Annotated in this window: 27 protein-coding genes and 1 other annotated feature; of the genes, 14 read left to right on the top strand and 13 right to left on the bottom strand. The window is 51.2% G+C overall.

Annotated features, from left to right (window positions below):
* Positions 1-216 precede the first annotated feature (216 nt).
* The 7 genes from tnaC to WC5_RS26125 all read right to left on the bottom strand — a co-directional run bounded on the left by tnaC (position 217) and on the right by WC5_RS26125 (position 4,665).
* Positions 217-291 carry a tryptophanase leader peptide gene (gene tnaC, locus WC5_RS0122045; protein WP_032147965.1) on the bottom strand — a complete coding sequence of 25 codons (75 nt, stop codon included), beginning with the start codon at positions 289-291 and terminating at the stop codon, positions 217-219.
* 241 nt (positions 292-532) lie between these two features.
* Positions 533-1,897, bottom strand: a complete 1,365-nt coding sequence (gene mnmE / locus WC5_RS15025; RefSeq protein WP_000019085.1) for a tRNA uridine-5-carboxymethylaminomethyl(34) synthesis GTPase MnmE — start codon at positions 1,895-1,897, stop codon at positions 533-535.
* Positions 1,898-1,968: 71 nt separating this feature from the next.
* Complete coding sequence (gene yidC / locus WC5_RS15030; protein WP_000378258.1) at positions 1,969-3,615, bottom strand: membrane protein insertase YidC; 1,647 nt, start codon at positions 3,613-3,615, stop codon at positions 1,969-1,971.
* A 2-nt stretch (positions 3,616-3,617) separates the two neighbouring features.
* Positions 3,618-3,875 (bottom strand): membrane protein insertion efficiency factor YidD, encoded by a 258-nt coding sequence (gene yidD, locus WC5_RS0122040; RefSeq protein WP_001307474.1) that lies wholly within the window; start codon positions 3,873-3,875, stop codon positions 3,618-3,620.
* Positions 3,839-4,198: a ribonuclease P protein component gene (gene rnpA, locus WC5_RS15035; protein ID WP_000239730.1), complete on the bottom strand. Its 360-nt coding sequence runs from the start codon at positions 4,196-4,198 to the stop codon at positions 3,839-3,841. The genes yidD and rnpA overlap by 37 nt, the downstream gene beginning before the upstream one ends.
* Positions 4,199-4,214: 16 nt before the next feature.
* The gene (gene rpmH / locus WC5_RS15040; RefSeq protein ID WP_000831330.1) at positions 4,215-4,355 is read right to left on the bottom strand and encodes a 50S ribosomal protein L34; all 141 of its coding nucleotides are present in this window, start codon (positions 4,353-4,355) and stop codon (positions 4,215-4,217) included.
* A 238-nt stretch (positions 4,356-4,593) separates the two neighbouring features.
* On the bottom strand, positions 4,594-4,665 hold the full coding sequence (locus tag WC5_RS26125) for a hypothetical protein (RefSeq protein ID WP_123056761.1): 72 nt from the start codon (positions 4,663-4,665) through the stop codon (positions 4,594-4,596).
* Positions 4,666-4,961: 296 nt separating this feature from the next.
* Here WC5_RS26125 and dnaA point away from each other — a divergent pair, with 296 nt between their 5' ends.
* The 6 genes from dnaA (at position 4,962) to yidA (ending at position 12,548) form a co-directional block, all read left to right on the top strand.
* Positions 4,962-6,362, top strand: coding sequence for a chromosomal replication initiator protein DnaA (gene dnaA, locus WC5_RS15045; RefSeq protein ID WP_000059098.1), 1,401 nt, complete (start codon positions 4,962-4,964; stop codon positions 6,360-6,362).
* A 4-nt stretch (positions 6,363-6,366) separates the two neighbouring features.
* The gene (gene dnaN / locus WC5_RS15050) at positions 6,367-7,467 is read left to right on the top strand and encodes a DNA polymerase III subunit beta (protein ID WP_000673456.1); all 1,101 of its coding nucleotides are present in this window, start codon (positions 6,367-6,369) and stop codon (positions 7,465-7,467) included.
* Positions 7,467-8,540: a DNA replication/repair protein RecF gene (gene recF / locus WC5_RS15055; protein WP_000060089.1), complete on the top strand. Its 1,074-nt coding sequence runs from the start codon at positions 7,467-7,469 to the stop codon at positions 8,538-8,540. Before dnaN ends, recF begins: the two co-directional genes overlap by 1 nt.
* 28 nt (positions 8,541-8,568) lie before the next feature.
* Complete coding sequence (gene gyrB, locus WC5_RS15060; protein ID WP_000072052.1) at positions 8,569-10,983, top strand: DNA topoisomerase (ATP-hydrolyzing) subunit B; 2,415 nt, start codon at positions 8,569-8,571, stop codon at positions 10,981-10,983.
* 239 nt (positions 10,984-11,222) lie between these two features.
* On the top strand, positions 11,223-11,621 hold the full coding sequence (locus WC5_RS15065) for a YidB family protein (RefSeq protein WP_000522201.1): 399 nt from the start codon (positions 11,223-11,225) through the stop codon (positions 11,619-11,621).
* Positions 11,622-11,735: 114 nt separating this feature from the next.
* Complete coding sequence (yidA, locus tag WC5_RS15070) at positions 11,736-12,548, top strand: sugar-phosphatase (protein ID WP_000985554.1); 813 nt, start codon at positions 11,736-11,738, stop codon at positions 12,546-12,548.
* 43 nt (positions 12,549-12,591) lie between these two features.
* Here yidA and WC5_RS15075 read toward each other — a convergent pair whose 3' ends face one another.
* Positions 12,592-13,248 carry a YidX family protein gene (locus tag WC5_RS15075; protein ID WP_000055723.1) on the bottom strand — a complete coding sequence of 219 codons (657 nt, stop codon included), beginning with the start codon at positions 13,246-13,248 and terminating at the stop codon, positions 12,592-12,594.
* A gap of 53 nt (positions 13,249-13,301) precedes the next feature.
* Entirely contained in the window at positions 13,302-14,405 is a 1,104-nt protein-coding gene (gene cbrA, locus WC5_RS15080; RefSeq protein WP_016231523.1) for a colicin M resistance lipid reductase CbrA, read from the bottom strand.
* 100 nt (positions 14,406-14,505) lie between these two features.
* Here cbrA and WC5_RS15085 point away from each other — a divergent pair, with 100 nt between their 5' ends.
* Positions 14,506-15,720, top strand: a complete 1,215-nt coding sequence (locus WC5_RS15085; RefSeq protein WP_010350484.1) for a YidR family protein — start codon at positions 14,506-14,508, stop codon at positions 15,718-15,720.
* Here the strand turns inward: WC5_RS15085 and WC5_RS15090 are convergent, their stop codons facing one another.
* Positions 15,721-16,053 (bottom strand): YceK/YidQ family lipoprotein, encoded by a 333-nt coding sequence (locus WC5_RS15090; RefSeq protein ID WP_064732606.1) that lies wholly within the window; start codon positions 16,051-16,053, stop codon positions 15,721-15,723.
* Positions 16,054-16,291: 238 nt separating this feature from the next.
* Positions 16,292-16,364: a sequence feature (ROSE (Repression Of Heat Shock gene Expression) occurs in the 5'-region of heat shock genes and acts as an RNA thermometer to modulate expression.), on the top strand.
* Between WC5_RS15090 and ibpA the strand changes: the two genes are divergently transcribed.
* The 3 genes from ibpA (at position 16,358) to WC5_RS15105 (ending at position 19,168) form a co-directional block, all read left to right on the top strand.
* Positions 16,358-16,771 carry a small heat shock chaperone IbpA gene (ibpA, locus tag WC5_RS15095; protein ID WP_001243437.1) on the top strand — a complete coding sequence of 138 codons (414 nt, stop codon included), beginning with the start codon at positions 16,358-16,360 and terminating at the stop codon, positions 16,769-16,771. It overlaps the preceding feature by 7 nt.
* Positions 16,772-16,882: 111 nt before the next feature.
* Complete coding sequence (gene ibpB, locus WC5_RS15100; RefSeq protein ID WP_001243431.1) at positions 16,883-17,311, top strand: small heat shock chaperone IbpB; 429 nt, start codon at positions 16,883-16,885, stop codon at positions 17,309-17,311.
* A gap of 195 nt (positions 17,312-17,506) precedes the next feature.
* A complete protein-coding gene (locus WC5_RS15105) occupies positions 17,507-19,168 on the top strand; it encodes a putative transporter (RefSeq protein WP_016231522.1) in 1,662 nt (553 codons plus the stop codon).
* A 66-nt stretch (positions 19,169-19,234) separates the two neighbouring features.
* On the opposite strand, the gene yidI is transcribed toward WC5_RS15105, so the two are convergent.
* On the bottom strand, positions 19,235-19,684 hold the full coding sequence (gene yidI, locus WC5_RS15110) for an inner membrane protein YidI (RefSeq protein ID WP_000352014.1): 450 nt from the start codon (positions 19,682-19,684) through the stop codon (positions 19,235-19,237).
* Between the two features lie 107 nt (positions 19,685-19,791).
* Between yidI and WC5_RS15115 the strand changes: the two genes are divergently transcribed.
* The 3 genes from WC5_RS15115 to WC5_RS15125 are packed head-to-tail and all read left to right on the top strand — an operon-like array spanning position 19,792 to position 20,985.
* Positions 19,792-20,139, top strand: coding sequence for a YidH family protein (locus WC5_RS15115; protein WP_000703955.1), 348 nt, complete (start codon positions 19,792-19,794; stop codon positions 20,137-20,139).
* A complete protein-coding gene (locus WC5_RS15120) occupies positions 20,129-20,491 on the top strand; it encodes a DUF202 domain-containing protein (protein ID WP_001113439.1) in 363 nt (120 codons plus the stop codon). The genes WC5_RS15115 and WC5_RS15120 overlap by 11 nt, the downstream gene beginning before the upstream one ends.
* Positions 20,488-20,985, top strand: coding sequence for a radical SAM protein (locus tag WC5_RS15125; RefSeq protein ID WP_000148081.1), 498 nt, complete (start codon positions 20,488-20,490; stop codon positions 20,983-20,985). The genes WC5_RS15120 and WC5_RS15125 overlap by 4 nt, the downstream gene beginning before the upstream one ends.
* A 6-nt stretch (positions 20,986-20,991) precedes the next feature.
* On the opposite strand, the gene emrD is transcribed toward WC5_RS15125, so the two are convergent.
* Both emrD and tisB read right to left on the bottom strand, forming a co-directional pair.
* Positions 20,992-22,176, bottom strand: coding sequence for a multidrug efflux MFS transporter EmrD (gene emrD, locus WC5_RS15130; RefSeq protein ID WP_016231521.1), 1,185 nt, complete (start codon positions 22,174-22,176; stop codon positions 20,992-20,994).
* Between the two features lie 282 nt (positions 22,177-22,458).
* Positions 22,459-22,548: a type I toxin-antitoxin system toxin TisB gene (gene tisB / locus WC5_RS15135; protein ID WP_000060506.1), complete on the bottom strand. Its 90-nt coding sequence runs from the start codon at positions 22,546-22,548 to the stop codon at positions 22,459-22,461.
* Positions 22,549-23,111: 563 nt separating this feature from the next.
* Here tisB and ivbL point away from each other — a divergent pair.
* Positions 23,112-23,210 (top strand): ilvB operon leader peptide IvbL, encoded by a 99-nt coding sequence (gene ivbL, locus WC5_RS15140; protein WP_016159932.1) that lies wholly within the window; start codon positions 23,112-23,114, stop codon positions 23,208-23,210.
* Positions 23,211-23,296: the final 86 nt, after the last annotated feature.

Below are 23,296 nucleotides of genomic sequence, written 5' to 3'. Positions count from 1 at the left end.
TAATCCTTCATTTATTTTAATTGCAGTGATCCCTGTGAATATTACATTTGCAATATCTATTAATTTTCCACATATATACAAGAACCGTTACTGCTTTAAGAAAGCAATTAAATCAGTAATAGCGTATATAAAAAAAGAAAATAAAGACGTAGCAAACTCATAGATCACATTGAATCTAATTCGGTTTGACTCTGATGATGGCTACAGAAGGGCAAATTAAGGGCGGTGATCGACAATTCTGTTGTCAATATTAAACCACTTTGAGGTCACACATATATGTAAGGTATTCATAATGTACTTATCCTCGAAAGACACAACGTTACAGTATAATACTCAAGATTTTTGTCTATTCTGAAATTGTTTAAATGTGAATCGAATCACAAACGGTTGCGAAACAATATTAAATGCTTTTTTAAGAAAATAAGTTACGTAAGAAGGCTAAGGTTTATAAAAAGGGTTGAGTAATAATAAGAGTGCTAACAAGAAAGCAAAGCCGCATCAGGCAATCTGGATGCGGCTTTGTAGGTATGGGTTACTTACCGATACAGAAGCTGGAGAAAATTCGCCCCAGCAGATCGTCAGAAGTAAATTCCCCGGTGATTTCGCTTAAGTTTTGCTGTGCCAGGCGTAGTTCTTCCGCAAGTAATTCACCCGCCCATGCACCTAACAGTTGCGCTTTGCCCTGTTGCAGATGCTCCGCCGCTTGTTCCAGCGACTGCAGGTGACGACGGCGCGCCAGGAAACCGCCTTCCATATTAGTGTCGAAACCCATGCTCTGTTTGAGATGGTTACGCAACACATCCACGCCTTCGCCAGTCCTTGCAGAGAGACGAATCAACGCGTGACCGTTCACTTCGCTCATTCCCAGCGTTTCGCCGGTGATATCAGCTTTATTGCGTACCACGGTGATCGGTAGTTTCGCAGGCAGACGGGCGATAAATTCCGGCCAGATTTCTGCCGGATCAACGGCGTCTGTCGTCGTGCCATCAACCATAAACAGCACGCGGTCGGCCTGTTCAATTTCCTGCCACGCTCGCTCGATACCAATACGTTCAACTTCATCGCTGGCTTCACGTAGCCCGGCGGTATCGATGATATGCAGTGGCATTCCGTCAATGTGGATATGCTCACGCAGCACGTCACGCGTGGTTCCGGCGATATCAGTCACTATCGCCGCTTCACGCCCTGCCAGCGCGTTTAACAGGCTCGATTTACCGGCGTTAGGACGCCCGGCAATCACCACCTTCATCCCTTCGCGCAGCAGACTGCCCTGACGTGCTTCTGCACGTACTGCATCGAGATCGGCAATCACGTCATTGAGCTGGGCTTCAATTTTACCGTCGGAGAGGAAATCGATCTCTTCATCGGGGAAATCAATCGCCGCTTCGACGTAAATGCGCAAGTGGGTGAGGGCTTCAACCAGATGATTGACCCGTGCGGAGAACGCGCCTTGCAGTGAGTTAAGCGCCGAACGAGCCGCCTGTTCTGAGCTGGCGTCGATAAGATCCGCAATCGCTTCGGCCTGGGCTAAATCGAGTTTATCGTTAAGAAACGCGCGTTCTGAAAACTCACCAGGGCGAGCAATCCGCAGTCCAGGAATGGTCAGAATACGTTTTAACAGCAGGTCGAGGATGACCGGACCGCCATGACCTTGCAGTTCCAGCACATCTTCACCGGTGAACGAGTTCGGGCCAGGGAACCATAGCGCGATGCCCTGATCCAGCACGCTGCCGTCGGCGTCTTTGAACGGAAGATAATCGGCGTAGCGCGGCTTAGGCAATTTACCCAGCACGGTTTCGGCAACTTCACGGGCTTTGAGGCCGGAGATGCGCAGGATGCCCACACCACCGCGTCCCGGTGGGGTTGCCTGGGCGACGATAGTGTCGTTATGGCTCATGGTTTATCTCATCAATACAAATAAAAAAGGCGGTCAACTGACCGCCCTTATTTTAGCGAAAACTCACCGAATCAGGATTTTTTCTTCTCGCGGCTATGCAGACCACGTTTTTCCAGACCACGGTAAATCAGCTGCTGCTGAATAATGGTTACCAGGTTGCTGACGATATAGTACAGCACCAGACCTGACGGGAACCACAGGAAGAACACGGTGAAGATGACCGGCATGAAGGTCATGATCTTCTGCTGCATCGGGTCGGTCACGGTGGTCGGCGACATCTTCTGAATGAAGAACATCGTTACGCCCATCAGGATCGGCAGGATGTAGTACGGGTCCTGTGCAGACAGGTCGTGGATCCACAGTGCAAACGGCGCCTGGCGCAGCTCAACGGAACCCATCAGCATGTAGTACAACGCCAGGAAGATTGGCATCTGGATCAGCAGCGGGAAGCAGCCGCCCAGCGGGTTAACCTTCTCAGCTTTATACAGCGCCATCATTTCCTGGCTGATACGCTGTTTGTCATCGCCCAGACGCTCACGCATTGCCTGAATCTTCGGCTGCAGCATACGCATCTTCGCCATGGAGGTGTACTGCGCTTTGGTCAGCGGGTACATGATGCCACGAACGATAAAGGTGATGATGATAATGGAGAAGCCCCAGTTACCCACAAAGCTATGGATCCATTTCAGCAGTTTGAACAGCGGCTGAGAGATGAACCACAACCAACCGTAATCAACGGTCAGATCCAGGTGCGGAGCAACGGCCGCCATTTTGTCCTGGATTTCCGGGCCAACCCACAGGGTGCTGTTCATCGCGCCAGTTTGACCTGGCTGAACCAGTACCGGCTGAGACTTATAGCCGATAGCGGCAATGCCGTTACCCAGATTAGCGGTATAGAAGTTGTTGGTGCCGTCGTTATGCGGGATCCATGCAGTTGCGAAATACTGTTGCAGCATCGCAACCCAACCACCTTTCGAAGAGATGTTCAGGTTTTCGTTGTCAGCAATAGTATCGAACTTGTATTTCTCGTACTTCTCGTCAGGCGTGGAGTACGCCGCGCCACGGAAGGTATGCAGCGCAAAGTTGCTGCTTCCGGTATCGAGATGCGGTGGCAGAGTGATGGATTGCTTCAACTGACCAAAAGTGGAGATCTCCAGCGGTTTTTCGCCAGCGTTCTGCACGTTGTAGTTGACGTTGACAGCGTAATCACCACGTTTCAGGACAAACGTTTTGGTAAACGTGTTGCCTGCCGCGTCGGTATACGTCATCGGCACCTGCAGTTCGTTTTGGCCTTCCGCCAGCACATAAGCGTCTTTTTCGACGTTATACAGCGGACGCGGGCCATTAGCCGGGTTATCCGGGCCATCACGACCGGTCAGACCGCTCTGTGCCTGATAAATAAACTGCGGTGAGGTTTCCAGCAGCTGGAACGGCTGGGTAGAGTTCAGTTCTTTCGGGTAAGCCGGCAGCAGGGCCTGCTCAACATCACCACCACGGGTGTTGATGGTCAGATCAAGCACGTCGGTTTTAACCGAAATCAGTTTCCCCTGGCCACTGGCCGGTACGCCCTGGTCGGCGGCGCTACCCGCTGCGGTGGTCGTTGTCTGCGTGGTCTGTTGAGCCTGAGGTTGCGGGTTTTTATCCTGCTCCCAGGCTTGCCAGATCATGAAAGACACGAACAGCAAAGCGATGACTAAAAGATTGCGTTGCGAATCCATCGTTAGTGTTCTCTGGTATCAAATGGTCCGGGCGGGACGGGATCGTCACCACCAGGGTGTAAAGGGTGGCATTTTAATACGCGTTTCACCGTCAACCAACTGCCTTTTATCACTCCAAACCTGCGCAATGCCTCAATTCCGTAGCTTGAACAGGTTGGAGTGAAACGACAATGCGGCCCGAGTAGCGGACTAATCAGGCGTTGGTAGACCCGAATGAGGGCTATCAGGACCCGCGAGCCAGGCGACAGTGGCGGCGCCATAATTTTTCCAACGCTTCCGAGAGAGCACGGTTATCGAGGTCGGCAACCCCTTTTTTCGCCACCACCACGAAATCCATAGCCGGGAGTTCATGTTGGCGTAGACGGAAGCTTTCACGCGTCAGACGTTTAATCCGATTGCGTTCATGCGCTCGTCGAACGTTTTTCTTGGCGACTGTAAGACCGATACGGGGATGCCCCAGCGAATTCAGGCGGCCGAGGATGGTGATTTGCGGCGTGCCAGCCCGTTGTGGCTGCTGGAAGACGAATGTGAATTGACTGGGAGTTAACAAGCGTAACTCCCTGGGAAATGCGAGCTTAACCACTCAGGGGTTAGCTTTATTACTTAGAAACGGTCAGACGAGCACGGCCTTTAGCACGACGACGTGCCAGTACCTGACGACCATTTTTAGTAGCCATACGAGCACGGAAGCCGTGAGAACGGTTGCGCTTCAGTACAGACGGTTGAAAAGTGCGTTTCATGGCGATTTCTACCTAAACTTGAATAAATTCAATGGCTTTATTGGATATCCGTCCGAAAATCGAACGATGGACACCGAAGCCATGGGTGATTAAAGAGGCCGGATTGTAATAATTGTACACTCCGGAGTCAATTCTCTTTCCTTATTTACCGCGCTTTTCCGCACCTTTTCACAGGGAAAAAGTGCAACTGTATACCGGTGAAAACCAGCATTGCGCGCCGGGTGGAGGATTATACGGGCTACCAGGTAAAGCGCAAGGATCGCTCAGGATCTTTATTAGATCGATTAAGACTAATTTTGTTTATGGTCATTAAATTTTCCAATATGCGGCCTAAATCGTGCCCGCCTTGTGCCTGGATCGTTTACACTTAACGGGTTCTGGAAAGCCCTGTGGATAAATCGGGAAAATCTGTGAGAAACAGAAGATCTCTTGCGCAGTTTAGGCTATGATCCTCGGTCCCGATCGTTTTGCAGGATCTTGATCGGGCATATAACCGCAGACAGCGGTTCGTGCGTCACCCTCATGCAGGGTCTTTTCGACGTGCGTCAACAATCATGAATGTTTCAGCCTTAGTCATAATCGACTTTTGTTCGAGTGGAGTCCGCCGTGTCACTTTCGCTTTGGCAGCAGTGTCTTGCCCGATTGCAGGATGAGTTACCAGCCACAGAATTTAGCATGTGGATACGCCCATTGCAGGCGGAACTGAGCGATAACACGCTGGCCTTGTACGCGCCAAACCGTTTTGTCCTCGACTGGGTACGGGACAAGTACCTCAATAATATCAATGGACTGCTAACCAGTTTCTGCGGAGCGGATGCCCCACAGCTGCGTTTTGAAGTGGGCACAAAGCCCGTGACACAAACGCTGAAAGTCCCTGCCAGTAACACCGTTGCACCAGCTCAGGCCGCTCAGGTGCAACCGCAACGTGCTGCACCTGCGGCGCGCTCGGGTTGGGATAACGTTCCGGCTCCGGCAGAACCGACCTATCGTTCCAACGTTAACGTTAAACATACATTTGATAACTTCGTCGAAGGTAAATCTAACCAACTGGCGCGCGCGGCGGCTCGCCAGGTGGCAGACAATCCTGGCGGTGCCTATAACCCGCTGTTCCTTTATGGCGGCACGGGGTTGGGTAAAACTCACCTGCTCCATGCGGTGGGTAATGGCATTATGGCGCGCAAGCCCAATGCCAAAGTGGTTTATATGCACTCCGAACGTTTTGTGCAGGATATGGTAAAAGCCCTGCAAAACAACGCGATTGAAGAGTTTAAACGCTACTACCGTTCTGTTGATGCGCTGCTGATCGACGATATTCAGTTTTTTGCTAATAAAGAACGATCTCAGGAAGAGTTTTTCCACACCTTCAACGCCCTGCTTGAAGGTAATCAGCAGATCATTCTCACCTCGGATCGCTATCCGAAAGAGATCAACGGCGTTGAGGATCGTTTGAAATCCCGCTTTGGCTGGGGACTGACTGTGGCGATCGAACCGCCAGAGCTGGAAACTCGCGTGGCGATCCTGATGAAAAAGGCTGACGAAAACGACATTCGTTTGCCGGGCGAAGTGGCGTTCTTTATCGCCAAGCGTCTACGATCTAACGTGCGTGAGCTGGAAGGGGCGCTGAACCGCGTCATTGCTAACGCTAACTTTACCGGACGGGCGATCACCATCGACTTCGTGCGTGAGGCGCTGCGCGACTTGCTGGCATTGCAGGAAAAACTGGTCACCATCGACAATATTCAGAAGACGGTGGCAGAGTACTACAAGATCAAAGTCGCAGATCTCCTTTCCAAGCGTCGATCTCGCTCGGTGGCGCGTCCGCGCCAGATGGCGATGGCGCTGGCGAAAGAGCTGACTAACCACAGTCTGCCAGAGATCGGCGATGCGTTTGGCGGTCGTGACCACACGACGGTGCTTCATGCCTGCCGTAAGATCGAGCAGTTGCGTGAAGAGAGCCATGATATCAAAGAAGATTTTTCAAATTTAATCAGAACATTGTCATCTTAATCCTATGAAATTTACCGTAGAACGTGAGCATTTATTAAAACCGCTACAACAGGTGAGCGGTCCGTTAGGTGGTCGTCCTACGCTGCCGATTCTCGGTAATCTGCTGTTACAGGTTGCTGACGGTACGTTGTCGCTGACCGGTACTGATCTCGAGATGGAAATGGTGGCACGTGTTGCGCTGATTCAGCCGCACGAACCAGGGGCGACGACCGTTCCGGCGCGCAAATTCTTTGATATCTGCCGTGGTCTGCCTGAAGGCGCGGAAATCGCCGTGCAACTGGAAGGTGAGCGGATGCTGGTACGCTCCGGGCGTAGCCGCTTTTCACTCTCTACCCTGCCAGCGGCGGATTTCCCGAACCTTGATGACTGGCAGAGCGAAGTTGAATTTACCCTGCCGCAGGCGACGATGAAGCGTCTGATTGAAGCGACCCAGTTTTCCATGGCCCATCAGGACGTTCGCTATTATTTAAACGGTATGCTGTTCGAAACCGAAGGCGAAGAGCTGCGCACCGTGGCGACCGACGGTCACCGTCTGGCGGTCTGCTCAATGCCGATTGGTCAGTCTTTGCCGAGTCATTCGGTGATTGTGCCGCGTAAAGGTGTGATTGAACTGATGCGTATGCTCGACGGCGGCGACAATCCGCTGCGCGTGCAAATTGGCAGCAACAACATTCGCGCTCACGTTGGCGACTTTATTTTCACCTCCAAACTGGTGGATGGTCGCTTCCCGGATTACCGTCGCGTTCTGCCGAAGAACCCGGACAAACATCTGGAAGCAGGCTGCGATCTCCTCAAGCAGGCTTTTGCTCGTGCGGCGATTCTCTCTAACGAGAAATTCCGTGGCGTGCGTCTGTATGTCAGTGAAAATCAGCTGAAAATCACCGCTAATAACCCAGAACAGGAAGAAGCGGAAGAGATCCTCGACGTCACCTACAGCGGCGCAGAGATGGAAATCGGCTTTAATGTCAGCTATGTGCTGGATGTTCTGAACGCGCTGAAATGCGAAAACGTGCGCATGATGCTGACTGATTCGGTTTCCAGTGTGCAGATTGAAGATGCCGCATCACAGTCGGCTGCCTATGTTGTCATGCCAATGAGACTGTAATGTCCCTCACCCGCTTGTTGATCCGCGATTTCCGCAATATCGAAAACGCGGATCTCGCTTTATCTCCTGGCTTTAACTTTCTGGTGGGTGCCAACGGCAGTGGCAAAACCAGCGTGCTGGAAGCCATCTATACGCTCGGTCACGGTCGGGCGTTTCGTAGTTTGCAGATTGGTCGCGTCATTCGCCATGAGCAGGAGGCGTTTATTCTCCACGGGCGATTACAGGGTGAAGAGCGCGAGACGGCAATTGGTTTAACCAAAGATAAACAGGGCGACAGCAAAGTCCGCATCGATGGTACTGACGGGCATAAAGTTGCGGAGCTGGCGCACCTGATGCCGATGCAACTGATAACGCCAGAAGGGTTTACTTTACTTAACGGCGGCCCCAAATACAGAAGAGCATTCCTCGACTGGGGATGCTTTCACAACGAACCCGGGTTTTTCACCGCCTGGAGCAATCTCAAGCGTTTGCTCAAGCAGCGCAATGCGGCGCTGCGCCAGGTGACACGTTACGAACAGCTACGCCCGTGGGATAAAGAACTGATCCCGCTGGCGGAGCAAATCAGCACCTGGCGCGCGGAGTATAGCGCCGGTATCGCTGCCGATATGGCTGATACCTGTAAGCAATTTCTTCCTGAGTTTTCTCTGACTTTCTCTTTCCAGCGCGGCTGGGAGAAAGAGACAGAGTACGCTGAGGTGCTGGAACGTAATTTTGAACGCGATCGCCAGCTAACCTACACCGCGCACGGCCCGCACAAAGCGGACTTACGCATTCGCGCCGACGGTGCGCCGGTGGAAGATACCTTATCGCGTGGGCAGCTAAAGCTGCTGATGTGCGCCTTACGTCTGGCGCAAGGAGAGTTCCTCACCCGTGAAAGCGGGCGGCGGTGTCTCTACCTGATAGATGATTTTGCCTCTGAGCTTGATGATGAGCGTCGCGGACTGCTTGCCAGCCGCTTAAAAGCGACGCAATCACAGGTCTTTGTCAGTGCGATCAGTGCTGAACACGTTATAGACATGTCGGACGAAAATTCGAAGATGTTTACCGTGGAAAAGGGTAAAATAACGGATTAACCCAAGTATAAATGAGCGAGAAACGTTGATGTCGAATTCTTATGACTCCTCCAGTATCAAAGTCCTGAAAGGGCTGGATGCGGTGCGTAAGCGCCCTGGTATGTATATCGGCGACACGGATGACGGCACCGGTCTGCACCACATGGTATTCGAGGTGGTAGATAACGCTATCGACGAAGCGCTCGCGGGTCACTGTAAAGAAATTATCGTCACCATTCACGCCGATAACTCTGTCTCCGTACAGGATGACGGGCGCGGTATTCCGACCGGTATTCACCCGGAAGAGGGCGTATCGGCGGCGGAAGTGATCATGACCGTCCTGCACGCAGGCGGTAAATTTGACGATAACTCCTATAAAGTGTCCGGCGGTCTGCACGGCGTTGGTGTTTCGGTAGTAAACGCCCTGTCGCAAAAACTGGAGCTGGTTATCCAGCGTGAAGGTAAAATTCACCGTCAGATCTACGAGCACGGTGTACCGCAGGCACCGCTGGCGGTTACCGGCGATACCGATAAAACCGGCACTATGGTACGTTTCTGGCCAAGCCTCGAAACCTTCACCAATGTGACCGAGTTCGAATATGAAATCCTGGCGAAACGTCTGCGTGAGTTGTCGTTCCTCAACTCCGGCGTTTCCATTCGCCTGAAAGACAAGCGTGATGGTAAAGAAGACCACTTCCACTATGAAGGTGGTATCAAGGCGTTTGTCGAGTATCTGAACAAGAACAAAACGCCAATCCACCCGAATATCTTCTACTTCTCCACCGAAAAAGACGGTATCGGCGTCGAAGTGGCATTGCAGTGGAACGATGGCTTCCAGGAAAACATCTACTGCTTTACTAACAACATTCCGCAGCGTGACGGTGGTACTCACCTGGCAGGTTTCCGTGCGGCGATGACCCGTACCCTGAACGCCTACATGGACAAAGAAGGCTACAGCAAAAAAGCCAAAGTCAGCGCCACCGGCGACGATGCGCGTGAAGGGCTGATTGCGGTTGTGTCTGTGAAAGTACCAGACCCGAAATTCTCCTCCCAGACCAAAGACAAACTGGTTTCTTCTGAGGTGAAATCGGCGGTAGAACAGCAGATGAACGAACTGCTGGCAGAATACCTGCTGGAAAACCCAACTGACGCGAAAATCGTGGTCGGCAAAATCATTGATGCTGCCCGTGCGCGTGAAGCTGCGCGTCGCGCCCGTGAAATGACTCGTCGTAAAGGCGCGCTGGACTTAGCTGGCCTGCCGGGCAAACTGGCGGACTGCCAGGAGCGCGACCCGGCGCTTTCTGAACTGTACCTTGTGGAAGGGGACTCTGCGGGCGGCTCTGCAAAACAGGGGCGTAACCGCAAGAACCAGGCGATTCTGCCGCTGAAGGGTAAAATCCTCAACGTTGAGAAAGCCCGTTTCGATAAGATGCTTGCTTCCCAGGAAGTGGCGACGCTTATCACCGCGCTTGGTTGTGGTATCGGTCGTGACGAATACAATCCGGACAAACTGCGTTATCACAGCATCATCATCATGACCGATGCGGACGTCGACGGCTCGCACATTCGTACATTGCTGTTGACCTTCTTCTATCGTCAGATGCCGGAAATCATCGAACGCGGTCATGTCTACATTGCTCAACCGCCGCTGTACAAAGTGAAGAAAGGCAAGCAAGAGCAGTACATTAAAGACGATGAAGCGATGGATCAGTACCAAATTTCTATCGCTCTGGATGGTGCATCTTTGCATACCAACGCCAGTGCACCAGCTTTAGCTGGTGAAGCGTTAGAAAAACTGGTGTCGGAGTACAATGCGGCGCAGAAAATGATCGTTCGCATGGAACGTCGCTATCCGAAAGCAATGCTGAAAGAGCTTATCTATCAGCCGACGCTGACGGAAGCGGATCTCTCTGACGAGCAGATTGTGACCCGCTGGGTGAACGCGCTGGTCAGCGAACTGAACGACAAAGAACAGCACGGCAGCCAGTGGAAGTTTGATGTCCACACCAATGCCGAGAAAAACCTGTTCGAGCCGATTGTTCGCGTGCGTACCCACGGCGTGGATACTGACTATCCGCTGGATCACGAGTTTATCACCGGCGGCGAATATCGTCGTATCTGCACGCTGGGCGAGAAACTGCGTGGCTTGCTGGAAGAAGATGCGTTTATTGAACGTGGTGAACGTCGTCAGCCGGTAGCCAGCTTCGAGCAGGCGCTGGACTGGCTGGTGAAAGAGTCCCGTCGCGGCCTCTCCATCCAGCGTTATAAAGGTCTGGGCGAGATGAACCCGGAACAGCTGTGGGAAACCACTATGGATCCGGAAAGCCGTCGTATGCTGCGCGTTACCGTTAAGGATGCGATTGCCGCTGACCAGCTGTTCACCACGCTGATGGGCGACGCCGTAGAACCGCGTCGTGCGTTTATCGAAGAGAACGCCCTGAAAGCGGCGAATATCGATATTTAATGGCGTTAACCATGCGAGCGTGCCTGATGCGCTACGCTTATCAGTCCTACGAGACTCCTGCAATGTATTGAATTTGCATGATTTTGTAGGCCGGATAAGGCGTTAACGCCGCATCCGGCAAGAAGCTATAAAAAAAGGGCGGAGATCATCTCCGCCCTTTTTATTTCTGCAATCCGCAATTATCATCCCGCAGAACTATACTTTTTGAGTCAACACGTAACGCTTTACAGGTGAATATCATGGGGCTTTTTGATGAAGTTGTCGGTGCCTTTCTGAAAGGCGATGCGGGAAAATATCAGGCGATTTTAAGTTGGGTTGAGGAACAGGGAGGCATCCAGGTGCTGCTGGAAAAACTGCAAAGTGGCGGCTTAGGTGCCATTCTCTCAACTTGGTTGAGTAATCAACAGGGCAATCAGCCGGTGAGCGGCGAGCAACTGGAGTCGGCGCTCGGCACAAACGCGGTGTCCGATCTCGGGCAAAAACTCGGCGTAGATACCAGTGTTGCTTCCAACATGCTGGCGGAACAATTGCCGAAGATTATTGATGCCCTCTCGCCGCAGGGTGAAGTGTCACCACAAGCCAATAACGATCTGCTTTCCGCAGGTATGGAGTTACTGAAAGGGAAACTCTTCCGCTAAGCAAAAGGGGAGCACGCAACGCGCGTTGCATCCCCCTTTTCCCTCGGGTGTTGTACTGATTTTTGAGCGGAATCGCGTTAGCATGGGTCAGGAACCAATCTACCTGGGGAACTCATGGCTATCAAACTCATTGCTATCGATATGGATGGCACCCTTCTGCTGCCCGATCACACCATTTCTCCCGCTGTTAAAAACGCGATTGCCGCCGCTCGCGCCCGTGGCGTGAATGTTGTGCTGACAACAGGGCGTCCTTATGCAGGCGTTCACAACTACCTGAAAGAACTGCATATGGAACAGCCGGGCGACTACTGCATTACTTACAATGGCGCGCTGGTGCAGAAGGCCGCTGATGGTAGCACCGTAGCGCAAACCGCTCTCAGCTATGACGACTACCGTTTCCTGGAAAAACTCTCTCGTGAAGTCGGTTCTCACTTCCACGCGCTGGATCGCACCACGCTGTACACCGCCAACCGCGATATCAGTTACTACACGGTGCATGAGTCGTTTGTGGCCACCATTCCGCTGGTATTCTGCGAAGCGGAGAAAATGAACCCTGACACCCAGTTCCTGAAAGTGATGATGATTGATGAACCCGCCATCCTCGACCAGGCCATCGCGCGCATTCCGCAGGAAGTAAAAGAGAAATACACCGTGCTGAAAAGTGCACCGTACTTCCTCGAAATCCTCGATAAACGCGTCAATAAAGGCACCGGCGTGAAATCGCTGGCTGATGTGTTGGGCATTAAGCCGGAAGAAATTATGGCGATTGGCGATCAGGAAAACGACATCGCGATGATTGAATATGCAGGCATCGGTGTGGCGATGGATAACGCTATTCCTTCGGTGAAAGAAGCGGCGAACTTTGTCACCAAATCCAACCTGGAAGATGGAGTGGCGTTTGCAATCGAAAAGTATGTGCTGAATTAATCAATGGGCGGGCAAACAGCATAAATGTGTTTGCCCGCAGCGATTAACAATTTCTGGTCGTGCATAAAATCAGGAACTGGAGTGGTGAAGTCACAATATCCAGCGTAATGGTGACTGGCAGCAGCACATTAGCGAGTCCGCGCGGGACGCCATTTGTTGTTTTGTACTCATAAAATCCCACCGTAAAGGGCTGATGGAAAACCATCACGTTTGAGTAATCCGCTTTTTTATTTTTCTGGTGGATAGAGCCTTTCAGGCCGTCCAGCATCCATGTACAACGCTGATAATCACACACAAAGCCATATTGTGTCGCCAGTGCTTTATCTTCCTCGTTATCCCAGTCGTAATAGAGCGTTATTGCACCAGAAAAATTCGTATCACTGCTGCTTAAAATAAATTTCGCATTATCGGAAACGGTGATTCTTTCGCCATGAATTGCCGGATCGTTCAGCATTTTAACCACCTCACCGCCGCCGGTGGTCAACAGGTAGTCCAGCGATTCGCCAACAAAAACATAGCCTTTCGTTCCGTTACTGTCTTCAGCCAGCGATAACCCCTTAATCGTGTCCGACCGCCATTGCTGGGCATGTGGACGGCTTGCGGTATTGGAAACCAACCCCCAGGTGATACATCCGGTCAACACGAATGCCAAAGAACATACACTGGCAGTCTTAAAAAATCCCTTAAAATTCAAACTCATGATTAATCCTTTAAACAACAATGAAACAGCTGAAAGCATACCTTTCTTTTCACTTATTTAGGATAAAGCATCCTGCTTTCAGAATAGTGCCCGGCGCAATTCATCTGCGGAATATGCGCCACACCACTGCGCATAATCCACTTTCTTAAGGCAGGTGCAGTCAGGCATCGGCTTTTTAATATCTTGCCGTAGAGTTTTAAACGCAATTTGCGGGTGGCGCGCCAGTAGGCGGTATTGATCTTCTCTGGCTGCTTCAGTAATACCGAACGAAGAATGTCTGCGCTATCGAGCGCATAGCTAATCCCCTCCAGCGAGCTGGCGCTGATGAATCCCGCCGCTTCACCAATAAGAAAGGCGTTGTCCTTACCGCAGACAAAATCCTGCCAGCGTGAGGGAAATAACACCGTGCATTTTTCGCTTTTCACCGCTTTGCCAAACTGGAACTGAAAGGCGTTCATTTTTTCTTTCAGCGCCGCGAAACGCGCCTGACCGTCTTTCATCGGATAGGCTCCGCCAAAGATAAAATAACCGTCTTTGCTAATACTCCATGAATAACAGTCCGTTATCGCATTATCAAAGATACAGGAGTAGAACGGCACCGGATGTTTCTCTGCGAACCACTGCTGGATAGCGACATATTTACGAATCTGATGATCCGGGTAGAGATGTCGCCGCACCATCGAGTTGGCACCATCGGCACCGATCAGATAGCGGGCGGTAATATGCTGCTCCCAGCCGTCTGCGCGAAAAATGACATGCCATTTATCATCCTCACGCCAGATTTTTCGACACAGGCTGTCGTGGTAAACCTCAACGCTGGCGGGGATCAGTGACTTCATCCACAAGTCGAAAGCATGGCGATTAATATTGATATAGCTTCGCTGGTAGTTACGCGTGAGCGATGCGGCGACGTCGACGGTTTTGACGCTGAAAATCTGCGGATTGGCGATCACATCGACAGGAAGCGTCAGTCCATCGCGAATAAAAGAACGCTGTGCGTCCGGTGCCAACAGACCGCCACAAGGCTTGCTGAAACCTTCAGTACCGCACTGGTGCTTTTTATCCAGCGCGATGACCTGCATTTTGCCTGCTAACTGCCGCGCCAGCGCCGAACCTGCCGGGCCGAGGCCAATAATCGCCACGTCGAAATGTTCCATCTTTTTACTCACATTCATCACGATGGCAAAAGACTATTGTCTGAAAGTGAAGTCCTTGTGAAGTATGATGGCGGGAACCGTTTTGTATCAGGATCACGCCATGAAACAACTCACCAACGCTTCACGAAATCACTTGCTCACCAATACCAATACCTGGACACCCGACAGCCAGTGGCTGGTGTTTGATGTGCGCCCTTCTGGCGCGTCGTTTACCGGCGAGACCATTGAGCGCGTGAATATCCATACCGGCGAGGTCGAGGTTATCTACCGGGCATCACAGGGCGCACACGTCGGCGTGGTGACCGTTCATCCGAAGTCAGAGAAATATGTCTTCATCCACGGTCCTGAAAATCCTGATGAAACATGGCATTACGATTTCCATCACCGTCGAGGTGTGATTGCTGAAGGCGGCAAAGTGAGTAATCTCGATGCAATGGATATTACCGTTCCGTACACTCCAGGGGCGCTACGCGGCGGCAGCCATGTGCATGTTTTTAGCCCGAACGGTGAAATGGTGAGTTTTACTTATAACGACCATGTAATGCATGAACTTGATTCGGCGCTGGATTTGCGAAACGTCGGGGTGGCGTCACCGTTTGGCCCGGTCAACGTACAAAAGCAGCATCCGCGTGAATACAGCGGTAGCCACTGGTGCGTGCTGGTGAGTAAAACTACGCCTACGCCGCAGCCTGGCAGTGATGAAATCAATCGCGCTTATGAAGAAGGATGGGTAGGAAACCACGCACTGGCGTTTATTGGCGACACGCTTTCGCAAAAGGGCGAGAAAGTGCCGGAGCTGTTTATTGTTGAGCTGCCGCAAGATGAAACAGGCTGGAAAGCAACAAGTGATGCGCCGTTAAGCGGAACGGAAACAACCCTGCCTGCGCCACCGCGCGGCGTCGTGCAGCGACGTTTAACCTTTACACACCATCGGACTTATCCGGGGTTAGTCAACGTCCCGCGCCACTGGGTACGCTGTAACCCGCAGGGAACGCAAATCGCGTTTTTAATGCGCGATGATTACGGCATTGTGCAACTGTGGCTTATCTCGCCAAAGGGCGGTGAGCCGCGCCAGTTAACTCATAACAAAACGGATATTCAGTCTGCATTTAACTGGCATCCGTCAGGAGAATGGTTGGGCTTTGTGCTGGATAATCGGATTGCTTGTGCCCATGCGCAAAGCGGCGAGGTTGAGTATTTAACTGATAATCACGCCAACCCACCTTCGGCAGACGCCGTGGTCTTCTCGCCGGACGGTAAATGGCTGGCGTGGATGGAAGCAGGTCAGCTGTGGATCACCGAAACGGGTCGCTAGTCAGTTCGCTGGCATTCTGGCTGGTGGAATGACGGCATTGATGGCTTGCGCATCGGCTTCGCTTTTTTCCACGCGCGAGCGCACCGAACTGTCTTTGCGGAACGCATCCCACGGCAGCAAAAGTGTGTCCATGACTGCGGTAAATGGCATATCGAGAATCGCCAGCGATTTGGTTCCCCAGTTTGTCGTGTCATCGCCAATCATGGTGACACTAGCGCGGGTGCCGGGATACGTTCCCTCCTTACCTCCGGTATGGGACATTACGCTGGAGCATCCTCCGAGTAATGTCATTCCGCTGCATATCATGGACGCTAACAACACATTTCTTATCATAATAAATTCATCTGTTAATCGTGGGTGTTGGCATGATGTGTTATAGCGATCCCTTGCCGAAAATAACATCATCATCATGTCGCACTGTGACGGCTATCGCACTTTAACGTTTCGTGCTGTCCTCCAGTCTATGCAATAGACCACAAACTGCAAAAAAAAGTCCGTTGGAAAGGCTTGAAAAGTGCATATCCAGACCCATTTTTATACCGTAGCTGATGAGAACGCGCCTGATGGGTGTTCTGGCTACCCGACCTGTCCATTGTGGAAGGTCTTATATTCTCGCTGATTTCAGGAGCTATTGATTATGCGTAACTTTGATTTATCCCCGCTTTACCGTTCTGCTATTGGATTTGACCGTTTGTTTAACCACTTAGAAAACAACCAGAGCCAGAGTAATGGTGGCTACCCTCCGTATAACGTTGAACTGGTAGACGAAAACCATTACCGCATTGCTATCGCAGTCGCGGGTTTTGCTGAGAGTGAACTGGAAATTACCGCCCAGGACAATCTGCTGGTGGTGAAAGGTGCTCATGCTGACGAACAAAAAGAGCGCACCTATCTGTACCAGGGCATCGCTGAACGCAACTTTGAACGCAAATTCCAGTTAGCCGAGAACATTCATGTTCGTGGTGCTAACCTGGTAAATGGTCTGCTGTATATCGATCTCGAACGAGTGATCCCGGAAGCGAAAAAACCGCGCCGTATCGAAATCAACTAATTCCCTAAGGCCGCCAGGCGCGGCCTGACATTTCCATGCTCGCCGTCAGGGAGCATATGCGAATCTTCGGATTTGCAGGTACTTACTCGCTTCTTAGAAGGAGAAATGACTATGCGTAACTTCGATTTATCCCCACTGATGCGTCAATGGATCGGTTTTGACAAACTGGCCAACGCATTGCAAAACGCCGGTGAAAGCCAGAGCTTCCCGCCGTACAACATTGAGAAAAGCGACGATAACCACTACCGCATTACTCTGGCGTTGGCTGGTTTCCGTCAGGAAGATTTAGAGATTCAACTGGAAGGTACGCGCCTGAGCGTAAAAGGCACGCCTGAGCAGCCAAAAGAAGAGAAAAAATGGTTGCATCAAGGGCTTATGAATCAGCCATTTAGTCTGAGTTTTACGCTGGCTGAAAATATGGAAGTCTCTGGCGCAACCTTCGTTAATGGTTTGCTGCATATTGATTTAATTCGTAATGAGCCTGAACCCATCGCAGCGCAGCGTATCGCTATCAGCGAACGTCCCGCGTTAAATAGCTAATTAGCTATTCTTTTTGCCCCGCCAGTCTGGTGGGGCTTTTTTTATCTACCATCTCCAACTCTGTATTAATTTTCGCCAGGTTAAGATGTTCCGGCACTCTCTTTCCCGTGATAATGTGCGCCATAAGGCAAATCTGCTTCACCGATTCAGCCATAATCCCTGGTAATTAAAATGTTATTTCAAGAGAAATGGACGATGAGTGATATAGCATTAACAGTCAGTATTCTGGCTTTGGTGGCGGTTGTCGGTTTGTTTATCGGCAACGTCAAGTTTCGCGGCATAGGATTAGGCATTGGCGGCGTGCTGTTTGGTGGGATCATCGTCGGCCATTTCGTTTCTCAGGCTGGGATGACATTAAGTAGCGATATGCTGCATGTTATCCAGGAATTTGGCCTGATCCTGTTTGTTTATACCATCGGGATTCAGGTGGGGCCGGGCTTCTTTGCCTCATTGCGCGTCTCCGGGTTACGCCTCAACTTGTTTGCTGTTCTGATAGTCATTATCGGCGGTCTGGTTACCGCTATCCTGCATAAACTTTTCGATATTCCACTGCCTGTGGTGCTGGGGATTTTCTCTGGCGCGGTCACCAATACGCCAGCATTGGGGGCAGGTCAGCAAATCTTACGCGATCTCGGTACACCGATGGAGATGGTCGATCAGATGGGGATGAGTTACGCGATGGCGTATCCATTCGGCATTTGTGGGATTTTGTTCACCATGTGGATGCTGCGAGTTATTTTCCGCGTCAATGTTGAGACTGAGGCCCAGCAGCACGAGTCCACGCGAACCAACGGCGGTGCGCTAATCAGGACGATTAACATCCGTGTTGAGAACCCTAATTTGCATAATTTAGCCATTAAAGATGTGCCGATTCTTAATGGCGATAAAGTTATCTGCTCACGATTGAAACGAGAAGAAACCCTAAAAGTGCCTTCGCCAGAGACCGTTATTCAACTTGGCGATTTGCTGCATCTGGTGGGACAGCCTGCGGATTTGCATAATGCACAACTGGTGATTGGGCAGGAAGTGGATACTTCGCTATCAACGAAAGGCACCGATTTGCGCGTTGAACGCGTGGTGGTCACCAATGAAAATGTGCTCGGTAAACGTATTCGCGATCTGCACTTTAAAGAACGCTATGACGTAGTTATCTCGCGCCTGAACCGTGCCGGGGTTGAACTGGTCGCCAGTGGCGATATTAGCCTGCAATTTGGCGATATCCTCAACCTTGTGGGGCGGCCTTCTGCTATTGATGCCGTTGCCAATGTATTAGGTAATGCGCAGCAAAAACTGCAACAGGTTCAAATGTTACCGGTGTTTATTGGCATCGGTCTTGGCGTGTTGTTAGGCTCCATTCCCGTGTTTGTGCCTGGATTCCCGGCGGCATTGAAGCTGGGGCTGGCGGGGGGGCCGCTGATTATGGCGCTGATCCTTGGGCGTATCGGCAGTATCGGCAAGCTTTACTGGTTTATGCCACCAAGCGCCAACCTTGCGCTGCGGGAGCTGGGGATCGTACTGTTCCTCTCGGTAGTGGGTCTGAAATCCGGTGGGAATTTTGTCGATACCCTGGTCAATGGCGAGGGGCTAAGCTGGATTGGTTATGGTGCCCTGATCACCGCAATTCCGCTGATTACAGTCGGCATTCTGGCGCGGATGTTAGCCAAAATGAATTACCTGACCATGTGCGGGATGTTGGCTGGCTCTATGACCGATCCTCCGGCGCTGGCGTTTGCCAATAATCTTCATCCTACCAGCGGTGCGGCGGCACTCTCTTACGCTACGGTGTATCCGTTAGTCATGTTCCTGCGCATTATCACACCACAGTTACTTGCGGTGCTTTTCTGGAGTATCGGTTAATTCTTTTCCGGGTGGAGTTGCCGTAAACGGCACTCCACCTGGTATTTAAGAACACCACCGAGCCGCTTAAACCAGTGAACCGCCGGTCAGGAAGGAAAAGATCAGGAATATCAGCAGAAGACCGCAGATGATGCCGATACCAAAAAGCAAGGTATGGAAAGCCAGCGTCCCGCCGCCAAAAACCAGAGCGCCGCGAATGCCCCAGCGATTTTCCTTACGCATACCGCCAACAAATGCGCAAAGTAGCGCGGCAATGGCCAGTGCGATGCCGCCTTGATCGAGGATTTTATCGATATCAGGCGTCTCTTTTTTCTCCACTGTCGTAATTTTTTCACCTTTTATTCCAGCGAGAAGACCTCTTTTAATTTCAGCCGTTTTGTCCGCCACGATGCTTTCAAGCGTTGGCGGCGGTGCGGAAAAAGGGCCGAAGGAAAAGTGGATAATGCCCATCATTAAAGCGATGGCACCGAACAGCATACCCAGTGAACTGATTTTATTTTGCGCTAAGATATCCATCTGACCTCCTTGTAGCGGATGGCAAAGCATATCAAGAAAACATCGACCGAAATTCCTAAAAATAGACGGATAAAACACCGCTATTGTGAAATTGCAAAGGAGCCACAATGAAAATATCCCGCCTCGGTGAAGCACCCGATTACCGCTTCTCGTTGGCTAATGAGCGTACATTTTTGGCGTGGATCCGTACTGCATTAGGGTTTCTGGCAGCAGGTGTGGGGCTGGATCAGCTTGCGCCGGATTTCGCCACGCCAGTCATTCGCGAGCTGCTGGCGTTATTGCTATGCTTATTTTCTGGCGGACTGGCAATGTATGGTTACTTGCGCTGGTTACGCAATGAAAAAGCGATGCGTCTGAAAGAAGATTTACCCTACACTAACAGCTTATTAATCATCAGCTTAATATTGATGATCGTGGCGGTGATCGTTATGGGACTGGTTTTGTATGCCGGATAGCCGCAAAGCCAGAAGGATTGCCGATCCAGGTCTTCAGCCGGAACGCACATCGCTGGCATGGTTTCGCACCATGCTGGGCTATGGCGCGTTGATGGCGCTGGCCATCAAACACAATTGGCATCAGTCAGGCATATTGTTCTGGATTTCTATTGGCATCCTCGCCTTTGTGGCACTAATCCTCTGGCGCTATACACGAAATCGTAATTTAATGGATGTGGCTAATAGCGATTTTTCCCAAATTTGCGTAATCCGTGACAAATTTATGATCTCCCTCGCGGTGTTATCTCTCGCAATACTGTTTGCTGTTACGCATATACACCAACTTATCGTATTAATTGAGAGAATCACATGACAGGAAGTCAGGTTATAAATGCTAAAGAGGACAGGCATAAACTGGTTGTAGAGTATAAAGATGCATTACAACCAGGTGATTTTTATCAGAATTTCAAACAGAGGGGCATCCGCGCCGTGCAACTCATTCCCCATATAGAATTTGATGACCGGGGCGAGCTGACGGCAGCGTCGGTGACAACCGAGTTATGGGGACAATTTTTAATCGCCCTGTTCGAGTGTTGGGTGCGGACAGATATCAGTCGTATATCAATCGAGCTTTTTGATGTCACGCTGCAAAAATGGTGCGGGAACGACAGCCAACAACCACGGCGGGGCTGTCAGGAGTGTGACTGGTATCTCCTGTGCCCTCATGCCAGGGATGGTCAGTCGGGCAAGGTACTTTGTGCTGGCTATCAGGCTTTTTATTCCCACTCCGCGCCGCACATGCGGGTAATGCGCGACTTGATAAAGCAGCATCGTTCTCCAGTGGAGTTGATGACGATGCTGTGGTGACGTGAGTTAAACGGGCTGTCCCTGGTGCGACATCCGCGTCGCCAGCGGCAGCCAACACAGCACGATCAACAATCCCATTAAGGTCATCAATAACCCCAGGCTGCCCTGACCGGTTTGCGGCAACATCGCGGAGAGCGACGCCAGCACGCCGGAACCAATGTTTTGCAGACCACCGACCAGTGCGCCAGCCGTGCCCGCCAGGAAGGGGAAAGGCTCCATCGCGCCGCTGGTTGCCAGCGGAAATAGCATCCCGGCACCGAAAAAGAACAATGCTGCGGGAACGAGCAGCGTCCAGACATTCATCACGCCAAACCAGCTGGGGAGCCACATCATCAGTCCTGCCAGCAGGCAACAGATAACGGACTGCCACATCAACGAAGAGAACCGCTTATTTGGGCGTCCGGCAAACCATGCACCGAAAAATGCCGCCGGAATTGGCAGAATAAACAAAATACTGACCGTCATACTGCTCAGTCCTAATACTGCGCCCATCAGCACCCCAGAACAGGCTTCGAAGGCGGCAATCCCTGCCAGACCGCCAATCAGCATCAGTAAATAGCAGTTAAAACCGCCATTTCCAAAGAGCGTTTTGTAGCTGGTGAGCAGACGCGTACGCGGTGCATCGACAGGGCGCGTTTCTGGCATCCAGCGCGCCATACTGAAGGTCACACCAGCACAAAGCACCAGTAAAAACAGGTAGCAGGCTCGCCAGTTCCACATGGTATCCAGTAGGCCGCCAATTAATGGTGCGAGCAAAGGGCTGACCAGAATACCCATATTTAACATGCTATTAGCGTGGCGTAGCTGTGTCCGTTCATACAAATCACGCGGCAATGTACGCGCCATCACACCACCGACACCGGTTCCCATCCCCTGCATTGCGCTGGCAGTAATCAATACCGTCAGGCTGGAGGTGGTGACCGCAACCAGCGTCGCTAACATAAAAATGGACATTCCGACGAGGATCACCGGCCGACGACCAACCCTGTCGGAAATTGGGCCATAAAATAGTTGTGAGACACCGTAGGTCAGCAGATAAGCGCCCATTACGCTCTGCACCGCCCCTTCACGGACGTTGAGATCGCGTGCCATATCGGCAATAGCAGGAATATAAATAGTTTGCGCCATCTGACCGACGGCCACGAGTAATACCAACATCAATAATAAATTGACGTTTCTATGCCTTTTCATTATCACAGACGCTTATAAAAATATATTTAGAATAAGTTACTACGCATTCGAATAAATGCGGGAGAGAAATCTATCACATTGATAAATGTTAGCCAGATATATATGAGGAATAGTAATAAGAAAAACGGCAGAATATATAAACAAAAGCGGCAATAAATGTTGCCGGAATAGGGATAAAACCTTAACGCCACATCCGCCAGCATCGCATCTGACACTCATTCGCAAGCAGAATATGAAAGGGGAGCGGTTTCCCGCTCCCCTTTAGTGCGACTTGAATCTGAATTACTTAAGATATTTCAGAACAGCATCAAGCAGTTGCAGTGCTGCAACAATGAGTTTGAGGATAAGAATGGCGATATCCACCAGGCTCATACGCGTCTCCTGTGGTTCAGGAGCACTACCAGCCGACGTACCTTTCCGCTGCCTGTGGTCGGCTGTTGTGCACGCGGTATCTCAAGGAGAAACGTTGTGCTGTTGACATAACACAGTGTGCTCACGCGGGGTTAAGGCGCTGACGGCACCACCCGTTTCAGCCAGGACTTAGTGCGCCGGGTAACGATGCGGCCCCGCATAACACATTGCGTACAGTGATATTATAGAATTGCACTGTATAAATAAACAGTAATTTTTAGACAAAACGCAAACTGTGATCGATACTCAACTATGCGCTAAATAAGTCAAAATTCGTGCCGAAATTGCGCGTTCTTCATAGAATGCGTATACTTTCAGTGTTGACATAATACAGTGTGCTTTGCGGTTACCAGCTGCAAGCGGCTGACGAAACCTCGCTCCGGCGGGGTTTTTTGTTACCTGCGATTTCAGTACAAAACGTGATCAATCCCTCAATTTTCCCTTGATGAAAAATTTTCCATTGTCTCCCCTGTAAACCTGTGCTTGTATAAATATTGTTAAACACAAAACCAACAAGGTCCCCAATGACTATTTCCATGCTCAACGCAAAACTACTACCAACTGCGCCATCCGCCGCAGTGGTCGTCGTGCGTGTGGTGGTGGTCGTCGGCAATGCGCCGTAGGGACTGGAACAACACACGATTCCAAAACCCCGCCGGCGCAAACCGGGCGGGGTTTTTCGTTTAAGCACCCCCGGAAAGTCGGCTCA

The organism is Escherichia sp. KTE114, from assembly GCF_000407765.1.
GTDB lineage: Bacteria > Pseudomonadota > Gammaproteobacteria > Enterobacterales > Enterobacteriaceae > Escherichia > Escherichia ruysiae.
The sequence above is the reverse complement of the archived record's forward strand: the minus strand, read 5'-3'. Positions and strand labels throughout refer to the sequence as shown.

Coding starts and splice junctions, on each gene's coding strand:
- mnmE (WP_000019085.1), bottom strand. CDS start 1,897: ATGAGCCATAACGACACTATCGTCGCCCAGGCAACCCCACCGGGACGC.
- yidC (WP_000378258.1), bottom strand. CDS start 3,615: ATGGATTCGCAACGCAATCTTTTAGTCATCGCTTTGCTGTTCGTGTCT.
- yidD (WP_001307474.1), bottom strand. CDS start 3,875: ATGGCGCCGCCACTGTCGCCTGGCTCGCGGGTCCTGATAGCCCTCATT.
- rpmH (WP_000831330.1), bottom strand. CDS start 4,355: ATGAAACGCACTTTTCAACCGTCTGTACTGAAGCGCAACCGTTCTCAC.
- dnaN (WP_000673456.1), top strand. CDS start 6,367: ATGAAATTTACCGTAGAACGTGAGCATTTATTAAAACCGCTACAACAG.
- recF (WP_000060089.1), top strand. CDS start 7,467: ATGTCCCTCACCCGCTTGTTGATCCGCGATTTCCGCAATATCGAAAAC.
- gyrB (WP_000072052.1), top strand. CDS start 8,569: ATGTCGAATTCTTATGACTCCTCCAGTATCAAAGTCCTGAAAGGGCTG.
- WC5_RS15065 (WP_000522201.1), top strand. CDS start 11,223: ATGGGGCTTTTTGATGAAGTTGTCGGTGCCTTTCTGAAAGGCGATGCG.
- yidA (WP_000985554.1), top strand. CDS start 11,736: ATGGCTATCAAACTCATTGCTATCGATATGGATGGCACCCTTCTGCTG.
- WC5_RS15075 (WP_000055723.1), bottom strand. CDS start 13,248: ATGAGTTTGAATTTTAAGGGATTTTTTAAGACTGCCAGTGTATGTTCT.
- cbrA (WP_016231523.1), bottom strand. CDS start 14,405: ATGGAACATTTCGACGTGGCGATTATTGGCCTCGGCCCGGCAGGTTCG.
- WC5_RS15085 (WP_010350484.1), top strand. CDS start 14,506: ATGAAACAACTCACCAACGCTTCACGAAATCACTTGCTCACCAATACC.
- WC5_RS15090 (WP_064732606.1), bottom strand. CDS start 16,053: ATGATAAGAAATGTGTTGTTAGCGTCCATGATATGCAGCGGAATGACA.
- ibpA (WP_001243437.1), top strand. CDS start 16,358: ATGCGTAACTTTGATTTATCCCCGCTTTACCGTTCTGCTATTGGATTT.
- ibpB (WP_001243431.1), top strand. CDS start 16,883: ATGCGTAACTTCGATTTATCCCCACTGATGCGTCAATGGATCGGTTTT.
- WC5_RS15105 (WP_016231522.1), top strand. CDS start 17,507: ATGAGTGATATAGCATTAACAGTCAGTATTCTGGCTTTGGTGGCGGTT.
- yidI (WP_000352014.1), bottom strand. CDS start 19,684: ATGGATATCTTAGCGCAAAATAAAATCAGTTCACTGGGTATGCTGTTC.
- WC5_RS15115 (WP_000703955.1), top strand. CDS start 19,792: ATGAAAATATCCCGCCTCGGTGAAGCACCCGATTACCGCTTCTCGTTG.
- WC5_RS15120 (WP_001113439.1), top strand. CDS start 20,129: ATGCCGGATAGCCGCAAAGCCAGAAGGATTGCCGATCCAGGTCTTCAG.
- WC5_RS15125 (WP_000148081.1), top strand. CDS start 20,488: ATGACAGGAAGTCAGGTTATAAATGCTAAAGAGGACAGGCATAAACTG.
- emrD (WP_016231521.1), bottom strand. CDS start 22,176: ATGAAAAGGCATAGAAACGTCAATTTATTATTGATGTTGGTATTACTC.
- tisB (WP_000060506.1), bottom strand. CDS start 22,548: ATGAGCCTGGTGGATATCGCCATTCTTATCCTCAAACTCATTGTTGCA.
- ivbL (WP_016159932.1), top strand. CDS start 23,112: ATGACTATTTCCATGCTCAACGCAAAACTACTACCAACTGCGCCATCC.